The 15689-nt window shown below is 62.3% G+C and carries 9 protein-coding genes and 2 pseudogenes; 3 read left to right on the plus strand and 8 right to left on the minus strand.

The window, feature by feature from the left end; translation table 11 throughout:
• Nucleotides 1-333: 333 nt before the first annotated feature.
• The 4 genes from istB to QZY01_RS15705 all read right to left on the minus strand — a co-directional run bounded on the left by istB (nt 334) and on the right by QZY01_RS15705 (nt 5796).
• Nucleotides 334-1080: an IS21-like element helper ATPase IstB gene (gene istB / locus QZY01_RS15690; RefSeq protein ID WP_294538804.1), complete on the minus strand. Its 747-nt coding sequence runs from the start codon at nt 1078-1080 to the stop codon at nt 334-336.
• 10 nt (nt 1081-1090) lie between these two features.
• On the minus strand, nt 1091-2620 hold the full coding sequence (gene istA, locus QZY01_RS15695; RefSeq protein WP_294538827.1) for an IS21 family transposase: 1530 nt from the start codon (nt 2618-2620) through the stop codon (nt 1091-1093).
• A 297-nt stretch (nt 2621-2917) separates the two neighbouring features.
• Nucleotides 2918-3844: a tetratricopeptide repeat protein gene (locus tag QZY01_RS15700; RefSeq protein ID WP_294538808.1), complete on the minus strand. Its 927-nt coding sequence runs from the start codon at nt 3842-3844 to the stop codon at nt 2918-2920.
• A 149-nt stretch (nt 3845-3993) separates the two neighbouring features.
• Nucleotides 3994-5796: an outer membrane beta-barrel protein gene (locus QZY01_RS15705; RefSeq protein ID WP_294538810.1), complete on the minus strand. Its 1803-nt coding sequence runs from the start codon at nt 5794-5796 to the stop codon at nt 3994-3996.
• A 587-nt stretch (nt 5797-6383) separates the two neighbouring features.
• Between QZY01_RS15705 and QZY01_RS15710 the strand changes: the two genes are divergently transcribed.
• Complete coding sequence (locus tag QZY01_RS15710; RefSeq protein WP_294538813.1) at nt 6384-7433, plus strand: heparan-alpha-glucosaminide N-acetyltransferase domain-containing protein; 1050 nt, start codon at nt 6384-6386, stop codon at nt 7431-7433.
• Between the two features lie 106 nt (nt 7434-7539).
• On the opposite strand, the gene QZY01_RS15715 is transcribed toward QZY01_RS15710, so the two are convergent.
• Nucleotides 7540-7995 (minus strand): hypothetical protein, encoded by a 456-nt coding sequence (locus QZY01_RS15715; RefSeq protein ID WP_294538815.1) that lies wholly within the window; start codon nt 7993-7995, stop codon nt 7540-7542.
• A gap of 31 nt (nt 7996-8026) precedes the next feature.
• On the opposite strand from QZY01_RS15715, the gene QZY01_RS15720 reads away from it, so the two are divergent.
• Entirely contained in the window at nt 8027-8263 is a 237-nt protein-coding gene (locus QZY01_RS15720) for a hypothetical protein (RefSeq protein ID WP_294538818.1), read from the plus strand.
• 618 nt (nt 8264-8881) lie between these two features.
• Nucleotides 8882-9463, plus strand: a complete 582-nt coding sequence (locus tag QZY01_RS15725; protein ID WP_294538821.1) for a hypothetical protein — start codon at nt 8882-8884, stop codon at nt 9461-9463.
• Nucleotides 9464-9757: 294 nt separating this feature from the next.
• On the opposite strand, the gene QZY01_RS15730 is transcribed toward QZY01_RS15725, so the two are convergent.
• The 3 genes and pseudogenes from QZY01_RS15730 to QZY01_RS15740 all read right to left on the minus strand — a co-directional run.
• Nucleotides 9758-12877: an autotransporter domain-containing protein gene (locus QZY01_RS15730; protein WP_294538824.1), complete on the minus strand. Its 3120-nt coding sequence runs from the start codon at nt 12875-12877 to the stop codon at nt 9758-9760.
• Nucleotides 12878-13211: 334 nt separating this feature from the next.
• Nucleotides 13212-13514: pseudogene (locus QZY01_RS15735) on the minus strand (transposase); the annotation flags it as partial.
• A gap of 672 nt (nt 13515-14186) precedes the next feature.
• Nucleotides 14187-15689: pseudogene (locus tag QZY01_RS15740) on the minus strand (CoA-binding protein); the annotation flags it as partial.

Below are 15689 nucleotides of genomic sequence, written 5' to 3' on the forward strand. Positions count from 1 at the left end.
CCTTTGTCGCGAGGCTTCCGCCCGTCCGATTGCTCGTCCAAGCCGCTCGCCAGCTACCAGATCAATCGACAACTCTCTGGGTGAAATCTTCCTCCACTGGTGATACGCGCCGTCGGGGCGCACTGAATAAGATGGGCTAGCATCGATCCGCCTGATGGTGCGAAAACTCTGTTTAGAAAAATGAACTGTGGATTCCGACGATGTCGCCCGTCTAAAACGGGATAATGCCGCCCAGGGATTCCTGGATGATGTCGCCCACCGTAACGGAATGATGCCGCCCGGGTCGCGAGCCTCGCTGGCCGATGGATTTGTGTCATCGGCGACGGTATTTGGTCAAGCCTTGATGGTCTGCTTTGTTCGTGTCCGTCGCAGGCTCTCGCCAGTGAGTTCGACGCGGTGGGCGTTGTGGACGAGCCGGTCCAGGATGGCGTCTGCGTAAGTCGGATCGCCGATGATTTCGTGCCAGCGGTCGACAGGAAGCTGCGAAGTGATGACGGTGGATTTGCGTCCGTAGCGCTCTTCGAGGATTTCCAGCAGATCGTGCCTCGCGGCGGCGTTGAGCGGCTCCAGGCCCCAATAGTCCAAAATCAAAAGGTCGGCGCGGCCGATGGCGCGCATCAGGCGCGGGTGGCGACCGTCACCGCGCGCCAGCGCGAGTTCCTCGAACAGGCGGGGCACGCGTTGATAGAGGACCGACCGGTTGTCCCGGCAGGCCTTGTTTCCAAGCGCCGAGGCCAGCCAGCTTTTGCCGACGCCGGTGGGACCGATCAAGGCCAGATTGTCGTGGGCGTCGATCCAATCGCCCTCGATGAGCTTTTGGAACAGGGCGCGGTCGAGGCCGCGCGGGCTGCGATAGTCGACGTCCTCGACGCAGGCCTGCTGGCGCAGTTTTGCGAGGCGCAGCCGCGCCGCGAAGCGCTTGTCCTGCCGCAAGGACGCCTCGCGATCGAGCAGGAGGCCCAGCCATTCCGGATGGCCGAGCCCGTCGGCCTCGGCGCCGGCGGCGATTTCGGCGAAGGCTTTGGCCATCCCATGAAGGCCAAGGGCGTGAAGCTGGTCCAGGGTCGGATGTTTGAGCAAGTCGTCTCTCCTAATTGTAGTAGCGCGGGCCACGGATGTTGGGGTGGAGGATCGGCGCCGCGTCCGGGCTCCGCTTTTGCGCGGGACGCCGATCGAGGTTGTTGTCGAGGATGGATTTGACCGAGCCATAGGTGCGCGCGCCGATGTCGATGGCGCGGTCGGCGGCGGCCTCCAGGCGTTCGGCGCCGAAGGGGCGCGCCAGCCGGACAATGCCCAGACAGGCGCGAAAACCCTGTTCGGGATGCGAGCGCGCTTCGAGGATCAGCTCGCACAAGGCCGCGGTCGCCGGGCCGATCTGGCGGGCGTCGGCGCGGATGCGCTCGATCGTCCAGCCGGCGTAACGCCGGTGGCTCGACGGCATGTGCTCGGCGACGGTGGTGTGTCCGTGATTGCCGCTGGCGCGCCTATGCGCGGCGATCCGCTCGCCCTTCAGGAAGATTTCGACCGTCCGCACGGTCAGCCGCGCTTCGACTTCGGCGCGAGCGAAGCGATGGGGCACGGAGTAATAATGCGCGGCGGCTTCGACATGATAATCAATGCCGACGCGGCACGTTCGCCATTCCGAGAACTCGTAAGGCTCGCCCGGCAAAGGCTTGAGCGCCGGGCGATCGACCTCCTCCAGCAATTGCCGGCGCGTCACGCCCAGCCGGCGGATCGGGCGCTGTTCGTTGAGCTGGACAAGAAGTTCGCCGATCGCCGCGTTGACCTCGGCAAGGCTGTAAAAGGTTCGGTGGCGCAGCCGCCCAAGCAGCCAACGCTCGACGATCAGCACCGCCTGCTCGACTTTCGCTTTGTCCCTCGGCTTTCTCGGCCTTGCCGGCAAAATGGCGGCGCCGTAATGCGCCGCCTTTTCGGCATAGGTGCGGTTGACCTGCGGATCGTAGAGGCAGGCCTTGATGACGGCGGTCTTGGTGTTGTCCGGCACGAGAAGCTGCGGAACGCCGCCGATCGCCGCCAGCGTGCGCACATGGGCGTCGATCCAGTCGGGGAGCGCCTGCGTCCAGTCCGCATGGGCGAAAGTGAAGCTCGATGCGCCAAGCACGGCGACGAAGATTTGCGCCTTGCGCATTTCCCCGGTCAGCCGGTCGATGACCACCGGCACGCCGTCGCCGGCGTAATCGACGAACAGCCGCTCGCCGGCTGCATGGGTTTGCCGCATCGTCGGCGACAGCTTCGATTCAAAGCCGCGATAGAGTTCGCAAAACCGCGAATAGCTGTAACCGTCGGGATTGGAGGCGATATATTCGTCCCAGACGATCATCAGGGTGACGTGCTTGCGCTTCAGCTCCCAGTGGACCGCCGGCCAATCCGGCTCGGCGTGGCGGCGATGTCCCCGCTTGCTGCGGCGATTGGCGTAAAGCGCCGCCTCCAGGTCGCCGTCGCTCATGCCTTCCGGCAACGGCCAAACCAGCCCGGCGCCATCCAGGCGCTTCAACGTCTCGCGAACTGTCGAAGGCGCGAGGCCAAGACGCCGCGCGATCTCCCGCGTCGGCACCTCGGCTGAAAACTTCAAACGTATGATCTCGCGCGCCTGGCGCATCGCAACTCTTTCCGCTGGCATCGTCGCTCCTTGGGGTCGCCAAAGGAGCAAACTTAACTGGCCAGCGGAGGCGCTCGTCGCCGTTCAGACCCGGGCGGGATTATCCCGTTCCGGTGGGCGGCATCATCTCGTAATCGGTGGGCGACATCATTCCGTTACGACGGGCGACATCATCTCGTTATGGTGGGCGGCTTCGTCAGGAATCAGCAAAATGAACTTCCCGGACAGACTCTAAGTTCCCTTAGGTCGCCTCGTCGCGTTTGACGACGTCTCCGACGAAGAAGTCGTAGCGCTGGGCTAGTTGGCGGGCTTCCACCCACGCGCCATGCGCCGCGCCGCGGCGATCTGTTCGGGGCTCATCCCCTGGACCAAATTGTCGCGGTTTTTGGCTGCGACTTCGCGCGTTTCGTCGTCTTGCGCGCGCGATGCCGCCAGATCGGCCCACATATAAGCCAGGACATAGTCCTTCGGCACGCCTTCGCCCCTGGTGTAGATGGATCCAAGATTGATTTGGGCAAATACATTGCCTTTGTCAGCGGCTTTGCGATACCAAACCGCGGCTTGTGCGAAGTCCTGCGGCACGCCGTCGCCCTTATCGTAAGCTAGGCCGAGATTGAACAGAGCGACGGGTTCCCCCTGATTGGCGGCCTTGCGGAACCAGATCATAGCAAGGGCATCGTCCTTCGGCACGCCCTCGCCCTGACCGTACATCAAGCCAAGGTTGCTTTGCGCGAACGCGTACCCCTGGTCGGCGGCTTTGCGATACCAAGCGGTCGATTGCGCAGCGTCCTTGGGAAGGCCTTCGCCGTTGCGGTACATCGAACCGATATCGAATTGCGCAAGGGCGTTCCCCTGGTCCGCTGACTTGCGATACCAGGCTAAGGCCTGTGGCTTGTCCTGCGGCACGCCGTTGCCGTCGCGATACAACACTCCCAAAAAGTATTGCGCAAGCGCGTCTCCCTGGCCGGCGGCTTTGCGAAACCAGATCAAAGCCTGGGCGAAGTCTTGCTGCACTCCCTGACCCTGCCCATACATGAGCCCGATATCCCTTTGGGCATCGGCGCTGCCGTTGGCGGCGGGCAAACGCAGCAATCGCATCGCCGCCGCATAGTCGCCGCGCCCATAGGCCGCCTCGCCGTCATCGAGCGGCCCCGCCGTTGCCGCGCCAAACAGCTTGAACGCGAGAAGGCTACAGGCGAGAAAGAAGGTGATGCGTGGTTTCATGTTTGAGACGCTTTCGGACACGAAACGACTGCCTCGCCTCTCGGCGTCACCACAGGTTTCGAACGCCGCCCCCGCGTGATTAAAAGATTTGTGTTTTCGCTATTCATTCAAGAGGTGTGGGCGCCACGCTGGGGACGCCCCATTCCAGCTTACGGAAGGGCGAACTTGTAGGACGCCTGCACGAACACCGCCGCCTGTTCGGCCGAAAAGGTCTGCGCGCCAACGCCGCCTGTGCCGCCATTGGAAAAGTTCGCAGTCTCGCCCTTCGGGATCCAGAAGGCCCAGTAGCGGCCACCCACGCCGACGTTGAAACTGTCGATGAGGTCGTAGGACAAGATCGCCTCGAGCTGGGCGCCGTCGCCGTTTCCCCACTGCGGGGATAACGCGCCCGGCCCGTGATCGTCCTGGCCGCGATAGCCAACAAAAGGCAGGTAAGCCGCTTCCGCGTTCAGATGCATACGCGGCGCCAGCATGATGTCGGCGGCGGCCCCCACGCGCAGTGCGCGCCAGAAATTATCCTGCCCAAGGCCTACCGCTCCGGACAAAGACGCCGGTGCGTACATGACATAGGTCATGGTCTTCGGGGTCACCATGCGTTGTTCGAGAAAGCTGTAGCCAATGAACGAGGTAAACCTGTACGCGGGATTCCTGAACCAGTCGTAACCAGCATCGACTGTGAAATACCTGGTGCTGCTCGATGCATCGCTATACGAGTTCTGGTAAGGAAACACGCTTTCGGGGACGCCGGTAACGCCGGTAAACGGTTGCCGGAGGCCCCAGTCCTCGTCATTCATGTGTCCGTGATTCCCGCTTCCGCCTCCCACCAGCCCTTTCACGACGAAATTTTGCGGCGTGTCGACCCGCGCGAAGAATTCAGCGCCGTCGGTCTGCAAGTCGGTCCATGTCAGCCGCGAGTTGTTCACGGGCGGGGGCGAATTTCCACCCAGATCCTGCTTGTAGCGCCCCCAACCGTGCACGTATCGCGCGCCGAATTCGAACTCGACGGCGCTGGCGAGCGGCGACGTCGACACGGGGTAGGCCGTTGCAGGCGCGGTCCGGTCGCCGAAGCGGTAATTCATGCCGAGCTTCAGCGCCTGAATCGCCTGGCTGATGCCGGCGGTTCTGCCATCGGGGGCCGAAGAACCGACGACGCCGGGGAAACCGGACGTGATGACGCCGGGCAAACCGGCATTGGGCGTCTCAAGACCCTGGCGGCCGAAGGCGAGATAGTCGTATTCGAGCATGACCGACCAGTTGCCGCTCAGCGCGTATTCGAGACCGACGCCTGCGGTCCAGCCCCACCGGCTGAATGTGGAACTGGTCTGGACGTTCCCCGGGCCGTCTATCCCCGCCCGTATATTGTTGGTCGCGATATCGACGCTGCCTTGCATCCATGCCGGTCCCCCCCTGGCATAAAGCAGCATGTTGCCGTTCGGTCCGGTCGCGAGACCGACGCGGCCCGTAAAGGCGCCAAACCAGCGGGGCTGGACCTGACAGGTCGCACCATAGGCCCCGCCCATGAAGCCCGGGATTTCATCCGGCGGCAGCGGCCCAAGGCTTCGGGCAGGCTGCAGGCAGGTGAAGGCGCCGTCGAGGTTTGCCCACGTGATGTCGGCTTGACCGCCGAACACCCAGGGCCCGGTCTGCCAGTCGTAGCCAATCTGCCCGCCGAGCAGCGGACCCGGAGAGCGGATGTTGTCACCGAACAGCGCCGGACCGTAGGGATTGGAGACGTTGCTCAGGTCCAGCGCGCCACCCGTATGCGCACCGAGGTAAAAGCCCGTCCAGTTCCACAGAGCGGGCGGCGGCGGGGCTGGCGGCGCGTTCACGAGAAGGTCGGCTGCGCTTGCGGCCGTCCCTATCGACAGCAAGGCGACGGTGCGCATGAGCAGGTTTCCAAGAACGGCAAGCGCTCTGAAACTTTTGACGTGCACACAAGCTGCGACGTCCATGGGCTGCCTCCACCAAAAAGGCTTCTGACCCCCATTTGCTTATAACCTGCTTAAACTAACTTGGCCAGCCCTGATCCCTTTCCGTTTGGCGCCGCTGGTCACTGCCTCGATGTTCGCCGCCGCTCAGGGGCAAAACTCCCCGGTCGGGCCGGTCTTTCGACGACCGCTGTCCTTAAGAAAGCAGCCGGGATGATCGGTTTCGATCGATTTGCGGCGCCGGTCCTCGCGGCGCTGAAGCTCCAAACCGCAGATAGCGGCCGCTCGAATTGACGGTTGGCCGCCAGCTTCGCGCCAGCTGCGGACTTTCAGTGTTGCTCGAACTGACTGGCGCCTTCGGTGAAAAGCGGTCATCCGCCTTCACCGACGGAAGCAATCGCAAGCGGCCATTTCTCTTGAATTTCGCCGGAATGTATTTGACGGCGCCTTGGAACAATTCGACCTTGAGATGAAAAGAGGCGGCGCCATGTCGCATGCTCCTCAACATCTCCGAGTCAGATCCTGGCAGCTTCGGGAAATGGAGAGGACGAGTCAGATTTTTTCCTGATATCGTATAAGGATAGAGAATTCCATGGTGCGGGAGTTTCCAGTTGTCAGACAACCTGCCCGGCCGCGAGTTGTGGATAGATGCCGTTCGCGGCTTGGCAATCTGCGTAATGGCGCCAGCGAACATGGCTCCGATGTTGATCGAGCCTCACCCGTGGGTTTTCCGGTTCATCTGGAGTATGGCTGCGCCAACTTTTGTCATTATCGCCGGAATGATGGTCGCTCTGACCGCATCACGTAATTCGCTCGGCCACTACATTCTTCATGGTATGGTGCTGGTGCTGTGCGGCGCGCTCGTAGATATTGTTGCGTATCGATTCCTGCCGTTTACAACCTGCGACGTCCTTTATTTGATTGGAATTTCGCTGCCCTTCGTTTATCTCGCGAACCGGCTGTCCTGGAAATGGATTGCTGGAATCAGCGTGGTCATTTTTTCGCTAACGCCTGCGCTGCAGCAGTGGCTCGGCTATACGCGCATGCCCCCGATTTACGGACTATCCGGCCACATGATCACCGATAGAGATCTCGTGACCACCGGCATTCTCAATCACTATGTCGTCGACGGCTATTTTCCTATTTTCCCTTGGACCGGGCTGATGTTGCTCGGGACGCTCCTCCAGCGGCTGCATTGGGGCGAAGCGGCGAGCGCGGAGCGTTGGAAGAACCAGCAGGCCTTGCCCACGGCCGTCGCGCTGGTCGTCGTCGGCGGTATTGTGTGGCGGATTTGGCCTGGCCGCTTGTTGGAACGCGCGGGCTATGCCGAGATGTTTTATAACCCGACGATAGGCTTCATCCTGACGGCGGTCGGCTGCTTTCTGATCGTTTATCGGGTGGCCTTTTATTCGCAGTTCTCCCACTTTTGGTCGCCATTGCGCGTGTTGGGCGAGTCGTCGCTGTTCATGTACATGTTCCACCTCGTCGTGATCGGCGAAGTTTTCGAAAATTGGTACCCTGATCCGATTGGCCCATGGCAATTCGGCTTGATGTGGCCGTTGCTGCTCGTCGCCATGGTCCTCTTGGGCTGCGCGTTGAGGCACGTGAAGGCGCGTTGCAAAGAGATGCCCTATGTGCTGCGGTTTGTTTTGGGCGCGTGAGCCAAGAGGCTAAGCCGTCGCGATCTGACTCCCTGTACTCCTCATTCCAGATTCTCCGGCGTGTAAATCTCGAACGGCAGCAGCTATTGGACGAAGTCGCGGAGTATCAGAGCTGGCCCCGGGTGTCTGAACAGTTTCCAGCGACGATAGGTGGCGTTCTGCCGGGTTTGGTTTGTAGCGGGTTGCCGCGTGTTTGTCGCGATGGTGTGAAGCGGCGTGGGGTCTGGACGCCGATCGGCGTTGTAAGGCGTTGATCTGTTTGGGATCGGAGGGGTAGTGCTGCCGCGCTGATTAACACAATCGCCAGCACGAAGTGGAACAGACCCGATCTCAACGTGAGCTTGCGCCAGCCATCGGCAAGGTCGAATTGGGCTTGCTCGGGATCGACTACCGTCCGTTTCTCATTCTCCAGCTCGTCGCCGTGGTGCTTTTCACCGCCTTCATCCACGTGTCCGGCTTTCTCGCCGACCGCTTCGGACGACGCTGGTTCCTGATCGCGGTGACGAGCGCGATCATCCTGTTCGGTCTGAGCTTTGGCTGGTTTTTTGTCGCGGGCGCACATGGTCTCAGGAGAATCGGCGAATCTTGGCCTGATGCTGGCGTTCCTGAGCCTCGGCATGAGCCTCATGGGCCTCACCTTCGGCCCCATGTCGGCGCTCCTGCCCGAACTCTTCCCGACCAACACCAGAAACCGGACGGATGAATCGCCGCCCTCCGTCCCGGCGACGATCGTGGAATCGGCTATGGCCTCGTTTCCGTTGGCGTGGCATTTTGTCAGCCCCTTGCCGGCCGGAGCCGTTTCGATGCCTTGTTTCGTGTGGCCGCGATGACCGGCGCCGCCACCCGGTCCGTCGGAGCAAGGGTGGTCTTCTGCTTGTGCGCGGCGGAAGTGCTGACCATGGTCGGCGTCTTTTCCTTTCCCGCCTTGCTTCCCGGCTTCATCGCCGAATGGGGCCTGAGCAACACAGAGGCGGGCTGGATTTCAGGCTCGATCTTCGCGGGCTACACCGTTGCCGTGCCCATTCTCGGCGCGTTGACAGACCGCATCGACGCCAAACGGATCTATCTGGCCGGCGCCTTGCTCGCCGCCGTTTCGGCGCTGGGCTTCACCCTGAGCGCCAACTGGTTCTGGACGGCCATCGCCTGGAGGACGCTGGGCGGCGTCGGGTTGGCGGGAACCTATATGCCGGGGTTGAAAGCTTTGGTGGATCGCACATCCGGCGCGAGGCAGGCGCGCTGGATCAGTTTTTACACCGCCAGTTTCTCGCTGGGAACTTCGGGGTCGTTCCTCGTCACCGGCGCCATCGCCGGCGCTTTTGGCTGGCGCGCCGCGTTTGGACTGGCGGCGGCGGCAGCTTTGGCGGCTTTTCTGCTGGCGGCCTTCGGCCTGCCGCCTGTCAAACCATTTCCTCCCAGGGCACAACAGCCATCCCTTCGATTTCGGCGAGGTGCTGCGCAATCACGCCGTTATGGGCTATGTTCTCGGCTATTCCACCCACACCTGGGAACTATTCGGCGCCCGGTCATGGATGGTCGCCTATCTCTACTGGGCGCTGGCCTCGCAGCCGGGAGCCGGCGGTCCCTCGCCCACGGGCGTCGCAACCATCGGCGCCCTGATCGCCATGGTCTCCAGCGTTGTCGGAGCCGATATGGCGGTGCGCATTGGCCGTCGCCGGCTCTGCGTCGTCGCCATGCTGGGTTCGGGCGCGCTGGCGATGGCGATCGGATTTTGCAACGGCTTGCCCTATGGCGCGCTGGCGGCGCTGATGCTGCTCTACAATGCGCTGATCCAGGCCGATTCCGCCGCCTTGACAACCGGCGCCGTGCTGGCGGCGGACCCGGATCGGCGTGGCGCGACGCTCTCCGTTCATTCGGTATTGGGTTTCTCCGCCGGTTTCGTCGGACCGCTGGCTTTCGGCATGGTGCTGGATGCGGCGGGCGGGGCCAATACCGGAATGGCCTGGGGACTGGCTTTCGCCTCGCTCGGCGCGGTGGCCGCGCTGGGCCCGCTGGCGCTAAGAATTCGTTAGCGGCCGCTCGAAATGACGTCTGGCCGCCGGCTTCGCGCCGGGTCCGGACATTGAATGACGGCCAAGCGCTCCCCGGACTTCGGCCGAAAACAGACGTTCCCGAACCGAAACGCATGATCGTCAATTCTATGTCCATGCGGACCGGCGATGCGATGGCGACGAAAATCGCGGCCAAGGCCGGCTCCGCGGCGGGGCGTGCTGGCGACGTAAAACGCTGGACCCTCTCTCATGGGCTCTGAGGCTGTCGGTCTGGCCTCAAATCAAATGCCAGACCTTCTGACACGGATGGCCGCCTCACCATTTGACCCTTACGCCCAGAGCCGCCTCGCTGGAGGTCGCATTGGTGCGAAACTGGCCCTCGTACTTGGCGAACAGGGCCACGTTCTCGGTTTGCCAGGCCGCGAGGTTGACCGCCACCACCGCGGCGGCGCGGCCCGGATTGGCGGCGGCGATGGTGAAGGGCTGGTCAAGCAGCGCCGCTTGCGTGGTGAGCGCCTGGGCGCCGAAGTCCTCCGTCCAGGAGCCGTTCAACTGCACCATATAGGTGGTGAGGCCGTTATGAAATAATTTGGTCGCCCAAAGCCCGACTTCGCTGGTCAGCCTGTTGAAGGACTGCGAGGGAAAACTCAGGCCGAAATCCGTGGTTTCGGTGAAGGCCCTGCGGTTGAAGGTCTGGCCGGTCAGCCCGACGAACGGCTTGAGGGTCGTTCCCTCGACATCGAAGCGGTAACCGGCGTCGCCGGCGATCAGCCCTCCCCACCCATTGATCGATCCCGAGGCCGAGGCGAACTGGCCCGGGAACGAAATGGTTCGCGAAGCGCCTCCCGAAGAAGGACCAGCCGCCAAACGTCCGTCGAAGACGAGCGGGCCGGGCGTCCAGGTGGCGTATAGCGCCCCCGCATAGGTATTTCCGGTCGCTTTCGTAAAGTCGCTGGCGGTGGAAGTGTAGGTATAACCCAGCGCGCCGCCCGCGATCAAATCAGGCCCCACCAGGCCGTCGCCGCCGATCGCGAAGCCGCCGCTGGAGGTGTTCGCGCCGGGGAGGCCGTCGGCCGCGCCCACCCGCGACCAGCGGCCGTAGCCCTGGCCCCATGTGGTCCATTGGGATTTGGCGATCGGAGTCGCGGGCGCGGCTTCCGCCGGGAACGGGCCGCCCTGGCCTGCGAGCGCCTGGAAGATCGGACCGGTCGTGCTCGAATAGGAGAAGGCCATGCTCGGAGTCAGCGCCGCCTGCACATCTCCGAGTCCGGCCAGCAGCATGGCCTGACGGTCGGCGATCACTCCGGAGAAGGCGGAAAAGGCATCCAGCACCGCCCCGGCCGTAGCCGCCTGGCCTTGACCCGAAAGGGCCCCCAATGCGGCGGCGTTGCCGCTGGCGTCCAGCACATAGAGGGAGTTGTAGATGGTCCGAACGCTTCCCGACAGGTCGGGTCCCGCCGGCGGACGGGCGCGATCGAGCATGCCGGCCACCGCGCGCTGGTTGGCGTTGAGGGAAAGCGTCGCGGCGAGGGTGGCGAATGAAGCCGGCGTCACATCCAGCGTGACGCTATAGGGGGCGTAGACGACGTCGAACCGGGAGTTTGGCGCGAGACCGGCGGTCGGCTGGATCAAGCCGGTGAAGGAGCCGGTGACGGAGGCGCCGTCATAGGCTGTCAGGAATGGAAAGGCCGCGCCGATCGTCGGGACGAAATTGTTGGAGCCGCCCGGGATGCCTCGGAGAACCGGCGTCAGCACGCCATTCGCCACGAATGTGTGGCCGGCGCCCTCGACGACGATCTTGTCATAGGTCCCGGGTCCGCCGGGGACGTCCAGGGCGCCGTCGACATTGACCCGCATGCTGGCGGTCGCGCCCAGCGCCACATTGCCATTGAACGTCAGCGTGCCCGGCGACGTGCCCGTCAGCGGAATCGCCGCCGGCAAGACGCCGCCATAATAGGCGAGGAGATCGCCATAATTGGGCAATTGCCCGGCGCTGAGAACGCCATTGACGACGGTGTCGCCGTCGATCCAGCCAAAGCCCGCCAGTGTGGCGCCCTGCTCGATGGTCAACTTCGTGGCGAGGGCCAGGGTTCCGTCGACGCCAAGCGCGCCGCCGCTCACCGTGACGTCGCAGGCGGCCGAGGTCCGTCCAGCGACGATCAGATAGCCGCCGCCGGTCTTGGCGAATCCGCCGGCCGTCGTGAGCGGCTGGCTCCAATAAGTCATTTGCTGATAGGCGACATAGCGCGAGACGCCGGCGGCAAGCGTCGTCGGGCCGGCGACCGCCCGATCGAGGCGGATCATGCCATAGCCGTAGATGGCGTTGACCCCCGCCTGCCCGCCGACATTCTCGGCGGTCGCGAACAGAACATGCGCAAGGTCTTGCGAATTATAGTTCGGATAGGCTCCGCTCAACAACGCGAGCGCTCCGGAAACCATGGGCGACGCCATCGAGGTGCCGGACAAATAGCCATAGCCCGGATCGACCTGTCGCGCGTCGCCAAGCGGCAATGTCGAGTAAATATCGACCCCCGGAGCGGCGACGCACCAGCTCGCCGTGACGCCGCACATATTGGCATCGATCGCAAGGTTCCTGTCCGGTCCGACCGACGTCACGGCGACGATCAAGCCACTCTGGTTCAACAGATTCGAGAAATTGTAATTCACGCCCTTGGTGTCATAGACACCCGCGTTGGCGTTAACGCCCGGACGAATGAACGGATAGAGGGCGAGGCCGCTCGGGTTTGCGGCAGACACGGGATTGTTCTGCCGATCGTTGCCCGCCGCGGCGACGACGATTTTGCCTTTCGAGACCGCGTTCAGCGCCGCCGCCGCCCAATTTGCATCGATGGAGCCAACCGACCAGGTTTTCAGACCTTTGAATTCATCGAAATCCGGTCCCCAGCTTCCGTTGTAAATGCGCACATTGCTGCGATTCGCGAAATAATTTAGCGAGGCGCCCAAAGGGTCGGGGATGCCGGTGGCGCTGCAATTCTGGTTGTTGCAAGCGGGGTTCTCGACCAGAGCCCTGAGCGTCACGACATTGGCGTTGTAGGCGACGCCAGGCGCGTTGCTGCTCCCGGAAGCCAGCGCGATGCCGGACACATGTGTCCCGTGTCCGGGAACAGACACGTCGAGGATCTGGTTCGGATCATACGGCGCCCCGGGGTATGGCAGCACGAAATTCATGCTGCGGGGATCGATCTTGCCGATGCCGGAAAACCCCGGGGGAATTTGATTGGTGGCGATGCCAGAATCGCCGACCGCTATGGTGACGCCGGTTCCTGTGTAGCCGAGGTTCCAGGCGGTCGGCGCCGCGATGAGCGCCAAACCGTATTGGAATTTTGGATCGTAGTTCGGAGGCGTCTGGGCGCTCGCGGGCGGCGCGGCAGCGAGCAAGGCTGCTATTGCGGTCGATGACAGCAGCAAGACCATTGACCTGCCCGCAGGCCCATAGAACGTTTCGCCCCGCCCGGTTCCGGACATTGAATGAAATTGTGGCTTCATGTCGCGCCAATCCCCGCGAAATGATTACGCTGAGCCGGCCAGACAGCATCTCATTCCGCTATGTTGTTATAAAAAAAGCGGAGCCGACAACTCCAAATTCGATTCGCATATCGAAAACTATTGCAAATTGAGCGACTTAGAAACAATAATTTCGTAGAAAAAATCGCAGTCGGATCGACTTTTTATGACGGTTTTTCCGTATATTAGGTATATAATTCCGTCCGCTCGGTTACACCGCCTTATGCCGCGCTCGGCATAAGCACGTGATAATGAGGCTGTACATCGCTGCGGCGCGCTCGCCCCCGCGATCCGAACCGCAGAACAGCCACGATTTTCTTCCCAGAGCGATCCCTCTCAGGCCCCGTTCGGCGGCATTGTTCGACATGCAAACACGGCCGTCTTCCACAAAGAGCGTGAAGGCGGTCCAACGCTTGAGAATGTATTTGATCGCCTTGGCAAGATCGTGCCCGCGCGACAGTCTGGCGGCTTGCTCTCGCATATAGACCTGGAGATCATCGACCAGCGGCCGGCTCAGTTTTTGTCGAACCGCCAGACGCTCCGCCGCGCTCGGCACCAGATATTACCGTCATTCGTCCCATGCTCCGCAGCTAACCTCGCTCTTAAAGCCAATTTAGCTGCGCAGAATCGCTCGGGGACCCTAAATCCTGCAAGGCGCCTCACGCCGGAGGGATACTTTCTTTCTGACCGTCGATCCTGATCTCGGCCGCCGGCCGATTGATGCGCTGCGGGCCGGAGACGTTGCCGGCGCCGTACTGGCAGCTCGGCGCGCGTATCGGTTCGGCGACGATTCCTAGGCGGCGGCAGCTCCAAACCGAGCAGAGCGGCCGCTCAAATCGACGGCTGGTCGCCGGCTTCGCGCCGATACTGTTGAAAAACTCTGCTTTTTGGGCACCTTAAAAATCCCGCCAAAACGGATGGCGAGCGACTTTTCTCCTTCCATACGGTCCAGAATTGGTTGCGGTGGCTTTCGGCGGATTTTTCAGGAAACCCGCTGGTCCCCCTCATCTTTTTTATTTTACCGCGCCCAAGAGGCTGCAAAATTTTGAACAAGCGTCAAAAAAGAGTTTTTCAACAGTATCCGCCATAAGGGGTAATTCGGGGGTGAACCAAACCATCCGCGCGCCCTCCGAAATGCGGACCTTCGATCAAGCTTGCCATTTAGCGCTTAGCCCGCCTCGACGAAAGCGCGCAACAGCGGCCGCCGTATTTCGCTCTCTCATGCCACAAACCGGCATTCCGACTGCGGCGTGCGAGTATCCATGTTCCGTCCGCGATTGAGGTGGTCGTCGATTTCAGCAGCGGCGCCGATCATCCGGCCATAGAGGAAGACATTGAAGGCCGCCGTTTCGAGATCGTCGACGGAAACCCTGCCCGACCGGTAATCCTTCCAAAAGATGGAGAGCAGCAAGGCGGCGATGACCGCGTCGACATTGACGCAAAAAACGTTGCGCGAGACTCCGCCTTCGAACATCGCACGCACGAGCGCGTGATAGAACTCGTGAAAGACGTTGTAGTCTCCGCATTTCTCCAGGAATTCTGCGACGAAGCGTTCGCGGGGATCGAAATTGACGGGCTTGTTGCGAAAAATCGGATGATTGATTCCCGGCAGGGCGGACGGACCATCTTCTCCGGTTTCCTTCGCCTGACGACGCGTCTCCGAATACGCCTCGACGAACTCCTGGGCAATGCGGCCAAGGTCAAGGCCGTGATCGCGTTTGAATGGATCTTCGAGATCGAGGTTCCCGAACCGGTCGATGAGGAATTTGATGCCTTCGAACCCGTTGCCGCCGTGACTGAAGCCGCAATGGGTCAGAAAGCCGACCATCGCCTTGTTGATCTGGACGCGTCGCGGCGTTTGCGGACCATCGGCCGAAACGGCGCCTTTTGCGCCCTGGGCGGAAATGGTCCCCGGGCCATTCGAGATGAGCAGGCCGATCAGGATCTGAAGCGTCCGCGCTTCCGCCTCGGTCGGCTTCTTGCCGATCAGCGCCAGGAACAGGAAATCTGAAAGCGACCAATGGCTGAAGCGCTCATTGAACGAGACGCCCCGCAAACTGCCGTGGCGGTGATGCTCGGCCGGGATCGAAGCGCCGATCATCACGCCGTAGAGGCGAAGATACCAGGGGGCCGTCTCGGCGGTGAGGCGCGAGATTTTCTTGCGGCGCAGCGCGTCCCAGATAATGGTGGTGGAAATGGCGGCGAGAATCGCATCGGTGGAAGGCTGTCCGCCAAGATTCCCGACGAAATCCACAAAGACGGATTTCGCGCCGCGATCCCTTATGGCGCGAAGCATGGCGGCCGGCCGAAGATCGCCGGCCTCTTCGGGCGAGGCGAGAAAGCAGGCGGTCATCGCCGGTTCGGCGCGGATGAGGCGGAAGTCGAACGATTCGTTGGCGGCGTCTATCAGTCCGGAGGGCGCGAACAGATCGATCAGGGTCTTCGCGCATTGCAGCGCGCGCGCGACGCGCTTGGGACCGATGATCGAAGACGCGGCGGCCATGATCGTGTTCGGCGAATTCCCGGCGGCGCGCGCGGCGTTCGCCGCCACCAGCGCGTCGTCCCCGACCAGATTCATTTCGGCGCCGATTGCGATGTTCAGTAATTTTCGGGCGTTCTCCGGAATGATTCCATGGGCCAGCGGCAAAGCGAAATGGGTTTCCAGCGGCGACAACGCGAGGTCGAGGACGGTCCGTCCGTGAACGCTGGTCACCTGGGTCTC

This window comes from uncultured Rhodoblastus sp. (assembly GCF_903903185.1).
Taxonomy (GTDB): domain Bacteria; phylum Pseudomonadota; class Alphaproteobacteria; order Rhizobiales; family Beijerinckiaceae; genus Rhodoblastus.

Coding starts and splice junctions, on each gene's coding strand:
- istA (WP_294538827.1), bottom strand. CDS start 2,620: ATGCGCCAGGCGCGCGAGATCATACGTTTGAAGTTTTCAGCCGAGGTG.
- QZY01_RS15715 (WP_294538815.1), bottom strand. CDS start 7,995: ATGTGCGCCCGCGACAAAAAACCAGCCAAAGCTCAGACCGAACAGGAT.
- QZY01_RS15700 (WP_294538808.1), bottom strand. CDS start 3,844: ATGAAACCACGCATCACCTTCTTTCTCGCCTGTAGCCTTCTCGCGTTC.
- QZY01_RS15705 (WP_294538810.1), bottom strand. CDS start 5,796: ATGGACGTCGCAGCTTGTGTGCACGTCAAAAGTTTCAGAGCGCTTGCC.
- QZY01_RS15720 (WP_294538818.1), top strand. CDS start 8,027: ATGCTGGCGTTCCTGAGCCTCGGCATGAGCCTCATGGGCCTCACCTTC.
- QZY01_RS15730 (WP_294538824.1), bottom strand. CDS start 12,877: ATGGTCTTGCTGCTGTCATCGACCGCAATAGCAGCCTTGCTCGCTGCC.